General features: G+C 72.3%; 13 protein-coding genes, 1 pseudogene and 1 riboswitch. Of the genes and pseudogenes, 6 read left to right on the plus strand and 8 right to left on the minus strand.

The features are described 5' to 3' along the window. Positions 1 to 5: 5 nt before the first annotated feature. The gene (locus tag PV342_RS25820) at positions 6 to 1,127 is read left to right on the plus strand and encodes an LOG family protein (protein ID WP_500318841.1); all 1,122 of its coding nucleotides are present in this window, start codon (positions 6 to 8) and stop codon (positions 1,125 to 1,127) included. A gap of 126 nt (positions 1,128 to 1,253) precedes the next feature. Here the strand turns inward: PV342_RS25820 and PV342_RS25825 are convergent, their stop codons facing one another. The 4 genes from PV342_RS25825 to rlmN form a co-directional block, all read right to left on the minus strand. Further along, complete coding sequence (locus tag PV342_RS25825) at positions 1,254 to 2,279, minus strand: ABC transporter ATP-binding protein (RefSeq protein ID WP_386994658.1); 1,026 nt, start codon at positions 2,277 to 2,279, stop codon at positions 1,254 to 1,256. Continuing rightward, positions 2,279 to 3,892, minus strand: a complete 1,614-nt coding sequence (locus PV342_RS25830; RefSeq protein WP_500318843.1) for an ABC transporter permease — start codon at positions 3,890 to 3,892, stop codon at positions 2,279 to 2,281. Before PV342_RS25830 ends, PV342_RS25825 begins: the two co-directional genes overlap by 1 nt. A 68-nt stretch (positions 3,893 to 3,960) precedes the next feature. Next, entirely contained in the window at positions 3,961 to 5,046 is a 1,086-nt protein-coding gene (locus PV342_RS25835) for a thiamine ABC transporter substrate-binding protein (RefSeq protein WP_500318784.1), read from the minus strand. Further along, a riboswitch (TPP riboswitch) is annotated at positions 5,038 to 5,142 on the minus strand. Its footprint overlaps the gene before it by 9 nt. A gap of 67 nt (positions 5,143 to 5,209) precedes the next feature. Continuing rightward, on the minus strand, positions 5,210 to 6,316 hold the full coding sequence (gene rlmN / locus PV342_RS25840; RefSeq protein ID WP_018561735.1) for a dual-specificity RNA methyltransferase RlmN: 1,107 nt from the start codon (positions 6,314 to 6,316) through the stop codon (positions 5,210 to 5,212). Between the two features lie 293 nt (positions 6,317 to 6,609). On the opposite strand from rlmN, the gene PV342_RS25845 reads away from it, so the two are divergent. Next, positions 6,610 to 7,233, plus strand: a complete 624-nt coding sequence (locus PV342_RS25845; RefSeq protein WP_500318785.1) for a hypothetical protein — start codon at positions 6,610 to 6,612, stop codon at positions 7,231 to 7,233. A 513-nt stretch (positions 7,234 to 7,746) separates the two neighbouring features. Here PV342_RS25845 and PV342_RS25850 read toward each other — a convergent pair. Continuing rightward, positions 7,747 to 8,541 carry an alpha/beta hydrolase gene (locus PV342_RS25850; protein WP_400802449.1) on the minus strand — a complete coding sequence of 265 codons (795 nt, stop codon included), beginning with the start codon at positions 8,539 to 8,541 and terminating at the stop codon, positions 7,747 to 7,749. 667 nt (positions 8,542 to 9,208) lie between these two features. Between PV342_RS25850 and PV342_RS25855 the strand changes: the two are divergent. Further along, positions 9,209 to 9,655, plus strand: a pseudogene (locus PV342_RS25855) (SRPBCC family protein). 146 nt (positions 9,656 to 9,801) lie between these two features. On the opposite strand, the gene PV342_RS25860 reads toward PV342_RS25855, so the two are convergent. After that, on the minus strand, positions 9,802 to 11,268 hold the full coding sequence (locus PV342_RS25860; RefSeq protein ID WP_500318786.1) for an APC family permease: 1,467 nt from the start codon (positions 11,266 to 11,268) through the stop codon (positions 9,802 to 9,804). A 341-nt stretch (positions 11,269 to 11,609) separates the two neighbouring features. On the opposite strand from PV342_RS25860, the gene PV342_RS25865 reads away from it, so the two are divergent. Then, positions 11,610 to 12,440 carry a hypothetical protein gene (locus tag PV342_RS25865; RefSeq protein WP_500318787.1) on the plus strand — a complete coding sequence of 277 codons (831 nt, stop codon included), beginning with the start codon at positions 11,610 to 11,612 and terminating at the stop codon, positions 12,438 to 12,440. A gap of 252 nt (positions 12,441 to 12,692) precedes the next feature. Continuing rightward, positions 12,693 to 14,084, plus strand: coding sequence for a vanadium-dependent haloperoxidase (locus PV342_RS25870; protein WP_400802441.1), 1,392 nt, complete (start codon positions 12,693 to 12,695; stop codon positions 14,082 to 14,084). Between the two features lie 77 nt (positions 14,085 to 14,161). Here PV342_RS25870 and PV342_RS25875 read toward each other — a convergent pair whose 3' ends face one another. Next, positions 14,162 to 14,539, minus strand: a complete 378-nt coding sequence (locus PV342_RS25875) for a DUF6233 domain-containing protein (RefSeq protein ID WP_400802439.1) — start codon at positions 14,537 to 14,539, stop codon at positions 14,162 to 14,164. Between the two features lie 189 nt (positions 14,540 to 14,728). On the opposite strand from PV342_RS25875, the gene PV342_RS25880 reads away from it, so the two are divergent. Then, complete coding sequence (locus PV342_RS25880; RefSeq protein WP_400802437.1) at positions 14,729 to 15,568, plus strand: sulfurtransferase; 840 nt, start codon at positions 14,729 to 14,731, stop codon at positions 15,566 to 15,568. Positions 15,569 to 15,589: 21 nt separating this feature from the next. Here the strand turns inward: PV342_RS25880 and PV342_RS25885 are convergent, their stop codons facing one another. Next, complete coding sequence (locus PV342_RS25885; protein WP_400802434.1) at positions 15,590 to 16,591, minus strand: phosphatidate cytidylyltransferase; 1,002 nt, start codon at positions 16,589 to 16,591, stop codon at positions 15,590 to 15,592. Positions 16,592 to 16,626 lie beyond the last annotated feature (35 nt).

Here is a 16,626-nt window from a genome sequence, read left to right on the forward strand (position 1 = left end):
CTAGGGTGACGGGCGTGCTGTCGCCGAACGATCCGAACGATCACGAGATAGAGACCCTCGAAGAGTTCGACCGCGTCGCCGCGTCGGGCTCGCTGCGCGGTCACCGCGTCCAGTCGGTCGACCTGACGACCCGTACGCCCGCCCTGATGTCCGCCGACATCGCCGAGGCCGTCTTCCTGGGCTGCCCCATGCAGCCGGAGGCGGCCGCCCACGTCCGCGCCGGCGGCGCCATGGTCTTCCCTCCGGTGCCCGACCTGCCCTTCGACCCGTACCGGGGCTCGCTCTACGGCCCCGACGCGCTGTACGAGGGCCTCGTCGACGACGGCTACGAGGCGACGCCGGACGCCCGCGCCTACCAGTGGTTCCTGCGCACCCGGGGCAGCGGCGACATCTACGCGTCGATGCTCCGCAGCATCCACGACGACGCGGTCTCCGACGCCTTCGACGAACTCGTCGCGGACGCCCGCGTCGTGGGCGTCATGGGCGGTCACGCCATGGAGCGCGGCACCGACGCGTACGCGGGCGCCGCCCGCCTCGGCCGGGCGCTGACGCGCGCGGGCCTGACCGTTGCCACGGGCGGCGGACCGGGCGCCATGGAGGCGGCCAACCTCGGCGCCTACGCGGCGCCCTTCGACGACGCGATGCTCGCCGAGGCCTTGGAGACGGTGGCCAAGGTCCCTTCCTTCCGCCCTTCCATCACGGACTGGGCGCGCGCCGCCTTCGACGTCCGCGACCGCCGGCCCGGCGGCGGCGCCTCCATCGGTGTGCCGACGTGGTTCTACGGGCACGAGCCGCCGAACGCCTTCGCCGCGCACATCGCCAAGTACTTCGCCAATGCCACCCGCGAGGACGGGCTGCTGGCCCGGTGCACCGCCGGGGTCGTCTTCCTGCCGGGCGCCGCGGGCACCGTGCAGGAGGTCTTCGACAACACCACGCCGAACTACTACGAGTCCCACGGCACCCCGCGCCCCATGGTGCTGGTCGACCGCGACCACTGGACCCGACACCTCCCGGCCTGGCCCCTTCTCCAGGCGCTGGCCGAAGGCCGCTCCATGGAATCGCGCATCGCGCTCGTCGACTCCGTCGAGGACGCCCCCGAGGCACTGGCGCGCCTGACGCGGGGTTAGGCCGCGCTTTGGCTGTCGCGCCGTCTCGCGCCCTTCGGGCGCAAAGCGGCGGGACAGCCGAACAGCCCGCCCGCGCCCACCCATCGGCACCGCCGCCCTCCCTGAGGCCCTGGTACTCAACGGGGCCTACCCGCCCAGGACCACGACCTCTTCCGCGCTGAACGAAACGCCGACCGTGTCGCCCTCCGCGGGGGCGTCGCGCAGGGCGCAGCCCGCCTCCAGCCGCGGGCCTTCTTCGGGGCGGAGCAGCAGGGTGACCCGGTCGCCGCGGAAGGTGCGCGCGAGCACGTCGCAGCGCAACCCGTCGGAGGCGCGGACGAGCCGTACGCCGGCGGGCCGGACGAGCAACCGCCCGGGGCCCTGCGGCGAGCCCGCGGGGACGGGGACCTTGCCCCAGGCGGTGTCGGCGGCCTCGCCGGTGACGGTGGCGGCCACCACGTTGTCGAAGCCGAGGAAGCGCGCGACGAACTCGGAGGCGGGCCGCTGCCACACCTCCAGCGGGGTACCGGCCTGCTCGACACGGCCCTCGCGCATGACGACGACCCGGTCGGCCAGCGCGAAGGCCTCGCTCTGGTCGTGCGTGACGGCCAGCACCGTCGTGCCCAGCCGCCGGAAGAGCCCGCGCAGCTCGACCACCAGGCGCTCGCGCAGGCCCCGGTCGAGCTGACCCAGCGGCTCGTCGAGCATGAGCAGCCGCGGCCCCGGCGCCAGGGCCCGGGCCAGGGCGACCCGCTGCTGCTCACCGCCGGACAGGGACGCGACCGCGCGCCGCTGCGCGCCGGGCAGCCCGACGAGGTCCAGCAACTCCGCGACGGTGCGCTCGCGTTCGGCACGGGCGGCGCCGCGCATGCGCAGACCGAAGTCGACGTTCCCGGCGACGTCGCGCTGCGGGAAGAGCTGGTGGTCCTGGAACATCAGGCCCACACCGCGCCGGTGCGCGGGAACTCCCGTCTGGTCGCGGCCGGCCAGCAGCACGCGCCCGGAGTCCAGCCGCTGCAGCCCGGCGACGACCCGCAGCAGCGTGGACTTCCCGCTGCCGCTGGGCCCGAGCACGCAGACCGTCTCGTGCTCGGAGACCTCCATGCCCACGCCGTCCAGGGCGGTGTGGCCGCCGAAGCGCACCGTGGCGCCGTCCAGTCGCAGCAGGGTCATCAGAACTCCCCCGACCTGTCGATGCGGATACGTTCCAGCGCCAGCAGCGCACCCGCGCACACCAGCATCAGCACGGTGCTGAGCGCCATCGCCTGGCCGTGGTTGAGATCCCCGGCCCGCCCGAGGAAGCGGGCGACCGCGACCGGGAGGGTGGGGTTGTCGGGGCGGGCGATGAAGACGGTGGCGCCGAACTCTCCCAGGGACACGGCGAAGGCGAAGCCCGCCGCCACGAGCAGCGCCCGCCGCACCAGCGGGAGGTCGACCTCGCGCCACACCCGCAGAGGGGAGGCGCCGAGCACCGCCGCCGCCTCGCGCAGCCGGTCGTCCACGGCGCGGAGCACGGGCAGCATGGTGCGCACCACGAAGGGCACCCCGACCAGTGCCTGGGCGAGCGGCACCAGGATCCACGAGGAGCGCAGGTCCAGCGGCGGCTCGTCGAGGGTGATGAGGAAGCCGAAGCCGATGGTCACCGCCGAGGTGCCGAGCGGCAGCATCAGCAGGGCGTCGAAGCCCCGCACGAGGCGCCCGGCGCGCCGGGTGAGGGCGGCCGCGGCCAGCCCGCCGACGACCAGCGCGATCGCGGTGGCGGCGGCCGCGTACTGGAGCGAGTTCCAGACCGCGGCGACCGGCGCCACCAGGAAGGTCCCGCCGCTGCCGGCCACCGAGCCCAGCGCCCGGTAGTAGCCGATGCCGTAGCCGTCGGGTCCGTGCAGCGAGCGCTCGGCCAGCACGCCCAGCGGCAGCAGGATCAGCAGCGCTGCGACGCCGAGCACGCCCGCCAGCAGCCCCCACTCGCCGGCGCCGCGCGGCCGCCGCGCGGTGCGGGCCGGGTCCACCAGCCGCAGCGCGCTCTCCCTGCGCCGTACCGTCCAGGCGTGCACGGCGAGGATCGCCGCGACGGCGGCGAACTGGACGGTCGTCAGCACGGCCGCCGTCGGCAGGTCCAGCAACTGCGCGGTCTCGCGGTAGATCTCCACCTCCAGGGTGGAGAAGGTGGGGCCGCCGAGGATCTGGATCACGCCGAAGGACGTGAAGGTGAAGAGGAAGACCATCAGCGCGGCCGCGGCGACCGCGGGCGCGAGGGCGGGCAGCGTCACCCTGCGCCAGGCCGCGAGCCGTCCCGCGCCCAGGACCCGCGCGGCCTCCTCCTGGCGGGGGTCGAGCTGCGCCCACAGCCCGCCCACGGTGCGTACGACCACGGCGTAGTTGAAGAAGACGTGCGCCAGGAGGATCGCCCAGACCGTGGTGTCCAGGCGCACCCCCCACAGTTCGTCGAGGAGCCCGCCACGCCCCAGCAGCGCGAGGAAGGCCGAGCCGACGACCACCGTCGGGAGCACGAAGGGCACGGTCACCACCGCGCGCAGCACCTGCTTGCCGGGGAAGTCGAAGCGCGCGAAGACGTACGCGCCGGGCAGCGCGATCGCCAGGGTGAGCGCGGTGGAGGCGGCCGCCTGCCAACAGGTGAACCACAGCACGTGCAGGACGTCGGGCTCGCCCAGGACGTCCGCGAACCGGCCGAGCCGCCACCGCCCGCCCTCGCGGAGCCCGCGGGCGACGATGGCGGCGACCGGGTACCCGAAGAACAGCCCGAAGAAGGCGACCGGCACGGCCATCAGGCCGAGCCGTACGGCGAGCGGCCGGACGCCCGCCGCCCGGGCGCGCCCGCCCCCGGCGGTCTTCGTTACTTCAGCACGAGCGAGGACCACGACTTGACCCACTGCTCCCGGTTCTCGGCGATCTTCTCCGGGGCGACGGTGGCCGGGTCGGCGACGACCGGCGCGTACTTGGTGAAGACCTCGGGCAGCTTCGCGTCGTCACGGACGGGGTTGACGAACATGTTGAGCGGCATGTCCTCCTGGAAGGCGCGGCTCAGCAGGAAGTCGACGAGCGCCTTGCCGCCCTCGGGGTTCTTCGCGCCCTTCAGCAGGCCGGCGAACTCCACCTGCCGGAAGCAGGTGCCGGTCGCGACACCGGTCGGCCCCTGCTCGGGCTGCGTCTTCAGCCCGAGCACCTCGGCGGGCGGGCTGGAGGCGTACGAGACGACCAGCGGCCTGTCGCCCTTGCCGCCACCGGCGCCGGAGAAGTTGTCGTAGTACGCCTGCTCCCAGCCGTCGACGACCTGGACGCCGTTCGCCTTGAGCTTCTTCCAGTACTCCTCCCAGCCCGCGTCGCCGTACTTCGCGGTGGTGGCGAGGAGGAAGGCGAGCCCCGGGGAGGAGGTGGCGGCGTTCTCGGTGACCAGCAGGTCCTTGTACGCGGGCTTGACGAGGTCTTCGAGGCTCTCCGGCACCGGGAGGTTGTGCTCGGTGAAGTACTTCCGGTCGTAGTTGACGCAGACGTCGCCGAAGTCGATCGGGGTGACGCGGTGCTTCGCGGCGTCCGGCTGCAGCGCGGCGGGCACCTTGTCGAGGTCCTTGGCCTCGTACGGCTCGAACAGGTCGTTGTCGAGGGCCCGGGACAGCAGGGTGTTGTCGACGCCGAAGAAGACGTCGCCCTGCGGGTTGCCCTTGGACAGCACGGCCTGGTTGAGGGCGGCGCCGGCGTCGCCGCCGCGCAGCACCTTGACGGTGTAGCCGGTCTGCTTCGTGAACGCCTTCAGCACGTCCTTCGACGCGGCGAAGGAGTCGTGGCTGACCAGGGTGACGGTCTTGGAGGGGGTGCCGCCCTCGGCGGCGTCCCCGCCGTCGCTGCCGCAGGCGGCGAGCGCGGTCGCGCCGATCGCGACGGCCAGTACGGTGCCGGCCGCACGCCGACGAGTGGTGCTCATGTGGTGACTCCCTACGCCGGTATGACCCGGATCAGGTCCGAGGGTCTGCGGCCGTGCCGCACTCTCAGCGCTTTCCGCGCTCCCCTGTCGGATGTTCTTTTGTGTGATGTGCGTGACGTCGCGGCGAACGGCCGCAAACGACCGTCACCTTAGCAAGCGCTGGTCAGCGCTCGGAAGCCGCCAGCTGACCGCAGGCGCCGTCGATCTCCTGCCCCCGGGTGTCCCGGACGGTCACCGGGACGCCGTGCGCCTCCAGCGCCGCCACGAACGCCCGCTCGTCCTCGGGCCGCGAGGCCGTCCACTTCGAGCCGGGGGTCGGGTTGAGCGGGATCAGGTTGACGTGCACGCGGCGGCCCTTGAGCAGCCGGCCCAGCAGGTCGGCCCGCCATCCCTGGTCGTTGATGTCCCGGATCAGCGCGTACTCGATCGAGACCCGGCGCCCCGACACGTCCGCGTAGTGCCACGCGGCGTCCAGCACCTCGCGCACTTTCCAGCGGGTGTTCACCGGCACCAGGGTGTCGCGCAGTTCGTCGTCGGGCGCGTGCAGCGACACCGCGAGCCGGCACTTGAAGCCCTCGTCGGCGAAGCGCAGCATCGCCGGGACCAGGCCCACCGTCGACACCGTGATGCCGCGCTGGGACAGCCCCAGCCCGTCCGGCTCCGGGTCGGTGAGCCGGCGGATGGCGCCGATGACGCGCTTGTAGTTCGCGAGCGGCTCGCCCATGCCCATGAACACGATGTTCGACAGCCGCGCCGGTCCGCCCGGGATCTCCCCGTCCCGCAGCGAGCGCATGCCCGCCACGATCTGGTGCACGATCTCCCCGGTCGACAGGTTCCGGTCCAGACCGGCCTGGCCGGTGGCGCAGAACGGGCAGTTCATGCCGCAGCCCGCCTGCGAGCTGATGCACATCGTCACACGGTCCGGGTAGCGCATCAGCACCGACTCGACGAGCGTCCCGTCGAACAGCCGCCACAGCGTCTTGCGGGTGGTGTCGTTGTCGGTGCTGCTGTGCCTCACCACGGACATCAGGTCCGGCAGCAGCCCCTCGGCGAGCTTCCCCCGCGCCGCCGCCGGGATGTCCGTCCAGGCGGCGGGGTCATCGGCGTACCGTGCGAAGTAGTGCTGCGACAGCTGCTTGGCGCGGAACGGCTTCTCCCCCAGCTCCGCGACCGCCTCCCGGCGCTCCTCGGGCGAAAGATCGGCAAGGTGCCGCGGCGGCCTCTTGGCTCCGCGCGGCGCGACGAATGTGAGTTCTCCGGGTGCAGGCATGGTTCACCCAGTGTCGCAGATCAAATAAGCCCGCCCAGGTCAGATGGGTGAGGCTCCCGTCACTCTCAGGTGCCTTCCGTCAACCCTGGCCGACCTTGCACGGCCCACAGGCGGCCCAGACGTCGCGGTCCGCGCTGCGAGGGGGTCGACGGCGAGCAGCGGAAACAGCTGGATCTTGGCGTCCACGCCATCGAGCTGCATTCGTCCGGGCGCCTGCCAGGAACGCTCGGGGCTGGCCGACACACCGGAAATCTCGTCGCACTCCTCGCCCCGACCAAGAACGATTGCCGGTCATGGGGACGGACATACACGGGTTCATCGAGTGCCGCTGGGATCGCCGGCTGGACGAGGACGACCGCAGCCGGCACGGGGCCATCGACCTCGCGCACCTCTACAACGGGCGTTCCTACGTTGCCTTCGGGTCCCTGTTCGGTGTCCGCGACACCACCTCCTTCCACCCACTCGCCGATCACCGTGGCCTTCCTCCTGACGTTTCGCGGGAGACTCTCGCCGACTTCGAGTGCTGGGGCTCGGACGCCTCCGGTGCGTCCTGGATCACCTGGGCGGAGCTGGAGGCCGCGGACTGGGACGAGATCGTGCATGAGGTCGACGACTGCGTTCACGAGTACCGCCGGAGCCCCGGCGGGACCTGGGAGACGCACGGGCGGAACTCCGGCCTCACCCGCTTCGCCGAGCTCTCCGGTCACACCGACCACCAGACTCTCCACCACGCGGGCAGGACCTACGCCGAGGGCACCGAGTGGCCGGACGGCGACCGCCTCTTCCGCATCGGACGCCTCCGCCGCAGGGACGCCGTGCCGGACAGGGACTGGGCCGCCGTCTGGTCGGTGATGCGCACGCCGGCGAACCTGCACGGCGACGAGGGCGTCCGCCTGGTCGTCTGGTTCGACGGCTGACCCGACCCGGCTTGAGCCTGATGGCTGGCCGCGTCACGAAGTTGGGCTCACTGCGACGAGACTGAGCACCGCTGTACAAGTTCGAGCCGGAGTCGGAGCGACCTGCAGGAACCTGTGCCGGGTGAGGGAACCGGCCCTGCTGCAGTCGGGCTGATGTGTTGCCGTCCGGAGCCGTTGATGTCAGAAGTTGATGTCAGGTGTGTGCGAGGCGCGCTTCCTGCGGCGCTTGATCAGGTCGCTGATCAGCAGAGCTGTCCAGAAGACTGCAAAGACTGCGGCCGGCACCCGAACGTCGATTGAGCTCCCGCTGCTCGCGGCGGTCCAGCCGGCACCGCTAGATGACCGCAGACATGACGCGACCTCTTCTCCGATCCGCCGAGTGATCATTTCCTTGATCGGACCAGCACCGCGGGCGTCGGCGCGAGCTTGGCCGATGGCCTGCCCCGGTTGGGATCCAGGTGGGGCAGGCGGTCGAAGTGCCAGGCGCCAGAAGCCGCGACCGTGGCTGCCGTGTCAGGAGTGGGCGAGTGCCCATTCGAGGGCGTAGTCGGCGATCTCCTGCCAGCCGTCCTGGACGGCCATCAGGTGGGAGCGGCCAGGAAACACCTTGACCTCGGTGGTGGTGCCCTCCGCCTTGTAGTGCCTGGCGTTGGACATCTGGACCTTCGGTGGCATGACATGGTCGGACTCGCCGGAGAGGAACAGTAGGGGCGCCCGGTCGGCGTTGTGGAAGTTCACGTACGTCTCGGTGTGGCCGGGGTGAAGGTTGGCCAGCGAGCCGCTCCATACGATGTTGCCTGGTGCGGGGATGTGGTAGCGCTCATATGTGGCGCGGGCGTAGTCGTCGGGAAACGTGTTCGCGAAGGCGTAGTGCCATTGGCCGAGGTCCAGTCCGACGGCGCGGTGCCGGTTGGCCGGGTTCTTCAGGACGGGGAAGAGGGACCGGATCTGGGAGAGCGGTACGACCGGTACGCCCTCGGCAGGCGCGGAGTTGATCACCACTCCGGCGGCACCGAGGCCGCGGTCCAAGAGGATCTGGGTGAAAAGGCCGCCAGCAGAGTGACCCATCACTATGGGCGGCCGGTCCAGCCCCACGATCAGCTTCTTCAGGCTGGAGATGATCGCCGGAACGGTCACGGTCTCGATCGGGCTCGGGTCGGCGTTGAGGGCCTCGACCTCCACCTCGAATCCGGGGTACGGCGGCGCGATGACCCGGAAGCCCTTGTTCTCGTAGTGGGCGATCCAGCTCTCCCAGGCCCGCGGCGTCACCCAAAAGCCGTGGACGAGGACGATGGTGTCGGGTTGCATCAGTGTGCTCCTTGGCGGGTCGACCGATGACTGGTCGAACCTAAGACCGATAGGGCCCGGCAATGTGACAGTGGGGCAAGAAAATTGCCTCTGCGGCACAGAGGATGCTGATGCCGTTCCGCCTCGGCTTGTTGTTCAACCCCGCTGCTGTATCGAGCGGATGTGTCCGGTGAGGGCTACGCCAAGCAGGCGTCCAGGCGAGGCAACGTCCGTAAGTGGTGATATCGCGTCGTTGGTGCTGAGCGAGCGTACGGAGCAGCCACTGCCCCGGCCGGCCGCCAATCCGGCATCGTCCCCTGACGGGGGTAAGCAGGCGCCGTGGAGCGTTGGCGCGATCGCGTCGCGTCCCGGTCCGGTCCGGGGAGGTAACCAAAGATCGTGTCGGCGCCCGCCCCAGCCAACCGCGGTTCTGACCTCCCGCCCTCATCGCGGGTCTGTGCGGAGACCTGACGATGACGTAGTGGCCGACCGCCGGTGCCCTGGCGGCGGCCCCCGGCCTCACCTCGCGGGGCCACGGACGCCGGGTCCGGACAGGGCCGCTCACCCGTCTGGGTCTGCCGGACTGTGCACGTCCCGCGGTCGGCCTGACCCTGGAAGCCGGGTTCTCGCACCGGGCCTCACAGCTGCCGAGCCCCTGCCGTGGCGGCCATCCTCCAGGAGCGTGATCATGGCCCGGAACCGCCGTCTGATCCTGAGCTCGCCGACCGAAGTCTGGCGCCTGCTGTGCGATGGCCGCCGCTACGGGGAGTGGGTGACAGGAACCCAGCAGGTCCTCGCCGCGGACCCGTAGTGGCCGGAGGTGGGCTCCCGGCTGAAGGTCCGCGTCGGCACGGGTCCTCTGACCCTCGACGACACCTGCGTCGTGCGCATCTGCGAACCGGGACGCCGCCTGGAACTGGAGGCGAAGGCGGATCCCTTCGGTGCGGCCCGCATCGCCGTGAACCTGGTCCCGTGGGGCGAGCACACCCTCTTCATCCTCGACTGGCACCCCCTCCGGGGCCCCGGTACCCGGATGCACGGCCTCCCCGTGGATTACATCGTCGCGATCCGCAACGGCATGATGCTGACGAAGCTGGCCCGGATCGCGGTGCGCGAGCACGGCGGGGGCGTTTGAGCCGCCTCCCAGAGCACCCGAGGCGCCCGCCGGTCGACTACGCCGGTCGACTCCGCCGGCAAGAGCAGATGCCGGACACGACCCGATGGGTCGCCTGACCGCCGGCTCGGCCGGTGTCCCCGTCGGAGCGCCGCGTCCGCGGCGGCTCAGTGCTTGAAGACGTCCACGTCCCCGGGCTCGGCCTCCAGGCACCGACGGTCGAAGATCAGCATGCCGAGGAAGAACAGCCCGCCGACGACGAGCAGTCCCACCACGATCACCAGGGGCACCAGCGCCTCCTCCGGCGTCACCAGGGCGACGAGTGCGACGATCGTCCACACCAGGGCGGCGACGGCGACCGGCAGTTCGAGGCGTCCCAGGTCGAAGGCGCCCGTGCGGCGGCCCAGGCGCCGGCGGACCGCCAGGTAGAGGACGATCGTCGAGCCGTAGATGAGCGCCGGGAGGATCGTCGACGCCGTGATGAGCTCCAGCAGTGCGGCACCCGGCAGCGCCACCATCAGGATCACGCCCATGGCGAAGATCAGCACGGTGGCCGGGATCGGGGTCCGCGTGTGCGGGTTGACCCGGCGCATCAGCCGGTGCGCGGGGAAGCGCCCGTCGCGCGACATCGCGAAGATGATCCGCGAGCACGCGACCATCACCACCATCCCCGCCCCGAAGAAGGCGAAGGTGATCGCGATCAGCAGGATGCGTTCCGTCACCTGCCCGAGCTGGTCCCGCATGATCGTGGCGACCGGGGAGCCGTCGCGGCTGATGCGGGGGACGTCCTCGATGGCGACGGTGAGCGTGATCAGGAAGAGCAGGCCCAGCAGTCCCGCGGCCACGACCGAGCCGACGATCGCCCGGGGGACGCTGCGGTAGGGGTTCTTGGCCTCCTCGGCGAGGTTCGCGGCGGAGTCGAAGCCGACGAGGGTGGCCAGGCCCATGATCATCGCGATCATGAGCCCGCCGCCGACGGCGAAGTAGTGCGGGGCGTCCTCGGTGATGCCGCGTGAGGTGAGGTTGCCGACCGAGCCGTTGCCCGTGACCGCCGCGGCGATGACGAGGGCCACCGCCATGATCACGACGAGCGCGAGCTCCAGGCCGACCGCCGCGGTGTTGATGAGGCTGACGAGACGGGTCGAGGCCACGGCGAGCACGGCCTGGACCAAGAGCACCACGAGCGTGATGACGCGCGCCGTGTCCTCGTCCGGCCGCATGCCGGCGAGCGGCATGAAGGCCTGGCTCGCGAGGGCGTTGTCGATGGCGACCACGGCGATCGCCAGGTAGCAGAACGTCAGCCAGCCGAACCCCCAGCCGACCTTCGGGTCGGCGAGCCGTGAGGCCCACTGGTACGAGGAGCCGCTGAGGGCGATGCGCCCCGCGAGCTGCGCGACCACCAGGGCCACCAGGGACTGCCCGACCGCGACGAGGATCCACAGCCAGATGCCGACGGGGCCGGCGTTCTGCAGCACGTCGTCGTAGGTGGAGAAGATGCCGACGGCCACGGAGATGAACGCGAACGAGATCGCGAAGACCTGGAAGGAGCCCAGGGTGCGTTTCAGCTCCTGCCGGTATCCCCCCTCTTCGACGGACTTCTCGCCGGCCGACTCGTCCGTGGAGGCTTCCGCCACCTCAGCCACCTCTTCGCCGTTCGGGGCCCGGCGGTCCGGGCCTCTTCCGTTTTCTACCTGTATGTCATGAGTGGTGTCTTGCCTGCACCTTGAGGCCCGCGCAGCACTCGCTCCCGCGAACGTTGGCCAGCGGTGTACGGCTCACGGGGGTCAGGGTCTGTCGAGGCGCGGGGCGTCGATCGGGTGAGTGCGGCCCGGTGGGAGGGAACGGGCTGCGCCACTGGGATGACCTTGGCGCCGGACGCCGGTGGGCGCGGGTACGGATCCCGTCCACAGGGGCCACAGCCGTGCCGGAAGCCCTCCGGTTCGGTGCCGGCCAGAGATCGACGAGGAGTGTCTCCATGCGTCCTGCAGACAGGACCCCGCCGCCCTGCGGGCGGTCCCTTCGACGGTTCGGACGACTCGCGCGCACGGTGGTGCCGGCGGCCCTGATCGCCACCGCGATATCCGCGGGCTCCCTGACGACGGCTCAGGCCGTGGGCGCGGACGGCACGGACACGCCCTCGGCATCGACGTCGGACTTCCCGTGGCCCGATCCGTACGACGACTACCCGTACCCCGACGGATACCTCGGCACCGACCCCGGACTCGGTGGCGGTCCCGGGCTCGGCCTCGGCCCGCTGCTCGGTTCCGGGCCTCTCCTCGGTTCGGGCCCCCTCCTCGGTTCCGGCCCGCTCCTCGACCCCGGTCGCGGACCTCTCCTGGGCCCCGGTACCAGCCCGATCGTCGAAACCGGTGCCGGTCCCGTCCTCGACCCCGCCGCTCCGCTCCTCGGCCCCGGCCGCGGGCCCTTCGTGGCCCCCTTCCCCGGCCCCGGCAGGCTCTCGGGGTGCGACATCGACTCGGCGGGCGTGGCCAATGCGAGCAACCGCGACTACTCCGTCGCCGTGGTCCGCGGCCGGACGTTCGTGGGGCAGCGCGACACCACCCCGGTGGGCGGCGGCACGTACACCTGGCAGGACCTCAGCGGGCTCCCCGGATACCCCGTCACCGGGGTGTGCGGCGCGAGCGTGAGCGCCTCCTCGACGGCGGAGCTGTCGGTGAAGGTCGTCACCTTCCGCGGCGACATGGCGGAGAACCGCTGCAACACCGCCGGCGCCCTGCCGGTCTGCGGTGTCTGGAACCCGCTGCAGGGGCCCCTCCAGCCGCCGCCCCCGGTCGCCATCCCCTGACCGGCCCGAGCCGACGGCCCGTCGCAGCGGCCGCCCGCCGGATGGCGGGCACCGGCCTGGCCGGTCGTACGAGGGACCGTCGTCCCGGAACGGGTACCGCCTGTGCGGCGGACGGCGGGAACCGGCCGCTCACCCGGGCAACCGGGAGGCGGCCCAGCCCGACCATGGGTAGGAACAACGTCGATGTGGCCCGAACCGGGCGGGAATTCCCTCCGGTCCGGCTCGGGCCCGACGTCGACGAGGAGTCTCCCCATGAGTCCTGCGGACAGGACCGCTCCGTCCTCCTGGCGGCTGTCGCGGTGGTACGGACGGCTCACCGGCACGGTCGTGCCCGTGGCCCTCGCCGTCACCGCGCTCTCGGCCGCCGCCCTCGTCCCGGCGCAGGCCGCCGGCAGGGATCATCGGCCGGCGGCGGATCCGGCCGCCGTCCGTGAGTGGAACGCCATCGCCACGGACGTCATCGGCACCAACCTCGGCGCGACCCGTCCCTCCGGACAGGCGGTCGTCTGGCACGGGTTCGTCTCGGTCGCCGTCTACAACGCCGTGGTCGGCATCGAGGGGCGCTACGCGCCCTACAAGTGGCACGCCCGCGGACCCGCCGGCGCGTCGCCGGAAGCGGCGGCCGTGACCGCCGCGCACGACGTCCTGCTCTCCGACTTCCCCGCCTCCCGGGCGCTGCTCGACGCGGCGTACGCGGGCTCCCTGGCGAGGATCCCCGACGGCGACGCCGAACGGCAGGGCGTGGCCTTCGGGGCGCGCGCCGCCGAGCACGTCATCCGGCTGCGGGAAGGGGACGGCCGGTTCGCGACCGTGGACTTCACCCTTCCGCCGGCTCCCGGCGTCTGGCGGCCCACCCCGCCGGGGAACCTGCCCTTCATCGACACCTGGCTCGCCCGGCTGCGCCCGCTGCTGCTCGCCTCCCCCTCCCGATTCCGTCCCGGCCCGCCGCCCGCCCTCACCTCCGCCCGCTACGCCCGGGACGTGAACGAGGTGCGGACCATGGGCGCGTTGACGGGTTCGCTCCGCACCGCGCGGCAGACCGAGACCGCCCTGTTCTTCGGGGGCAACCTGGCCGTCCAGCTCCAGGCCGCGTACCGCGACCACAGCGCCCGCCACCGTCTGGACATCGCCGACACGGCACGGCTGTTCGCCGCGGCGAACGCCACGGCGACCGACGCCGTCATTACGGCGTGGGACGCCAAGCTCCACTACGGTTCCTGGCGGCCGATCACCGCCGTCCGGCTCGCCGGCGCCGACGGCAACCCGGCGACCGAGCCGGATCCGCAGTGGCAGCCGCTGCTCGTGACACCACCGCACCCCGACCACATCAGCGGGCACGCCGCGGTCGCCGGCGCGGTGGCCCAGACCCTGGCGGGACTCCTCGGCACGACCCGTCTCGATCTCACCTTCGCCTCCGACGCCACAGGCACCACACGCCACTACGACGACGCCGTTCGGTTCAACCAGGACATGATCGACGCGCGCGTCTGGGCCGGCATCCACACCCGCACGGCGGACACCGAGGGCTGCCTCGCGGGGGCCCGAGTCGCCCGCTGGGCCCTCGCCCACCACTTCGGTCCCCTCCACCCGGCGCACCCCCGCTCCTCCCCGCCGCTTCCGCGAACGTGCCCGAAAACGAGGTGAGTTGACACTCCCCCAGCAGCACAGTCGGCGACCTGACGGACCATCGCACGCGGGTCCACAGGACGTGCCGCCGGACCTCAGGAGGCCGGCTCCGCTTCCGGACGGCAGACCCCGCACGACGTGACGTCCGGCATGCCGAGGGCCACCTCGAACTCCTGCCGGTTCAGCCGTCCGCCCCCGGGAACCCGGCAGTCGTCGCGATGGAGGACACCCCGGCCCGAGCCGCCGCCCGGATCGGGCACGCTCTGCAGCCGCCAGGCGCGGGCGGGAGTGCGGGCGCCGCCAACCCCCTTGGCCCGCTGCGGAGCGCCGCCTCCGGCCTCCGCAGCCCCCGCCGCGGCGGGGGCGGAACCGGACTCCGCCTCCTGGATCTTGGCGTCGACTGCGGCGATCTGCATCTGCAGATAGAGGCGTATCACCCGCAGGCGCTGCGGATCCGGAGGAAGCTCGTACACATGTTCGAGTGTAAGCGGCAGACGGATCGCCTTCCAGCGTCGCGGCCCGCCGCACCCTGCGACGGCCGTCACGCCGGGCCGCGACGGCGCAGGTCAGGGAGGCGGCCCAGCGTGCTCCCGCCCAGTGGCCGGGACGGTGGCCTCAGCCCCGGGCTTCCCGGCCCGGCGGGGCTGCGCCAGGATGGACCGGTGGACACGATCATCAGCGCACAGGAGCTCGCCGCCGACCTGCACCAGGGCGCCGCGCCCGTGATCCTCGACGTCCGGTACGAGCGCGGCGGGCCGTCGGGACGTGAGGCCTACGAGGCGGGCCACATCGCGGGCGCCGTCTACGTCGACCTGGAGGCGGACCTCGCGGGACCGCCGGGCCCTGCCGGCAGGCATCCGCTGCCGGACACCGGGGTGTTCGAAGACGCGATGCGGCGGGCCGGGGTGCGCCGGGACAGCCGGGTGGTCGTCCACGACGGCGGCCAGGGCTGGGCCGCGGCACGGGCCTGGTGGATCCTGCGCTGGGCCGGGCACGCGGAGGTACGGGTGCTGGACGGCGGACTCCCCGCCTGGACGGCCGCCGGAGGCGAGCTGACCACCCGGGGCGCGGCACCGGAGCCCGGCGACTTCGAGGCTGTGCCGGACTCGCTGCCGGTGCTGAGCGCCGACGACGCGGCGGCGCTGGCCCGTACGGGCGTGCTGCTCGACGCGCGGGCGGCCGAGCGCTACCGGGGGGAGGTCGAGCCGCTGGATCCGGTGGGCGGCCACATCCCCGGGGCCGTGTCGGCTCCCACCGCGGGGAACGTCACCGCCGACGGCACCTTCCGTCCCACCCGCGAACTGGCCCGCCGGTTCGCCGCCCTGGGGGTCACCGAGGGCGGCGGCAGGGTCGGTGTCTACTGCGGGTCGGGGGTCTCGGCGGCACAGCAGGTGCTGGCTCTCGCCGTCGCCGGGATCGACGCCGCCCTGTACGTCGGCTCGTGGAGCGAGTGGAGCGCCGATCCCGCCCGGTCCGTGGCGACGGGACCGCTACCGGGCTGAACGCCGGGCGGCCCGGAAGAATCAGCCCGAGCCGACGAAGACGACGAGCAGCAGCCACACCACCGGAGCGGTCGGCAGCAACGAGTCGAGGCGGTCCATGATGCCGCCGTGGCCGGGCAGCAGCTTGCCCATGTCCTTGATGCCGAGGTCCCGCTTGATCATGGACTCGCCCAGGTCGCCCAGGGTGGCGCTGACGGCCACGGCGAGGCCCAGCAGCAGCCCCTGCCACCACCGGCCGTCGTCGATCAGGAACTCCATGGACAGAGCGCCCGCGACCATGGCGAAGCTGATCGCGCCGGCCAGGCCCTCGCGGGTCTTGCCGGGGCTGATGCGGGGAGCGAGCTTGTGCGTGCCGAAGCGCCAGCCGACGGCGTAGGCACCGGTGTCGCTGATCACCGTGAGGAGCAGGAAGACGAACACCCGCCAGGGGCCGTCGCCCGCCGCGAGCATCATCACGACGAACGTGGCCAGGAACGGCACATAGAACGCGGCGAAGACCCCCGCCGTCACGTCGCGGAGGTAGTTCTCCGGTGGCTCCGTCATCCGCCACACCAGGACGGCGAGTGTGGTGAGCGCCATCGCCACCCACGCGCCCTCGGCGCCGCGCACATAGCCCGCGACGACCATGGCGGCGCCGCCGACGGCGAGCGGCACCAGCGGAGCCCTGATCTCCTTGCGCTCGGCAAGGCGCGAGGTGAGCTCCCACAGGCCCACCACGACCGCCGCGGCGACGACGCCCACGAAGACGGCCTTGACGATGAAGAGCGAGGCGATGATGACGACGCCGAGCCCGACGCCGACCCCTATCGCGGCGCGCAGATTGCGCCCCGCGCTCTTCTTCGCCCGGCCGCCGTTCCCACCCGCCGCCGAGGGCTGGGGCGTGGAACGGTCGGGCCGGGCGGAGTGCCGTTCCGGTTCGGGGGCGTCGTCGCGGAACAAGGGGCCGCCCATCCGGGTGCCCACCTCATCCTCACCTCCCCAGGAACCGGCATGTGGCGAGGGCCCCCAAGAAGAGTCGTTCACGGAGTTTCGCCTCGCGTTTTCGTCCGGTCCGGGTC

The organism is Streptomyces sp. PA03-3a, assembly GCF_033792735.1.
Lineage (GTDB): Bacteria > Actinomycetota > Actinomycetes > Streptomycetales > Streptomycetaceae > Actinacidiphila.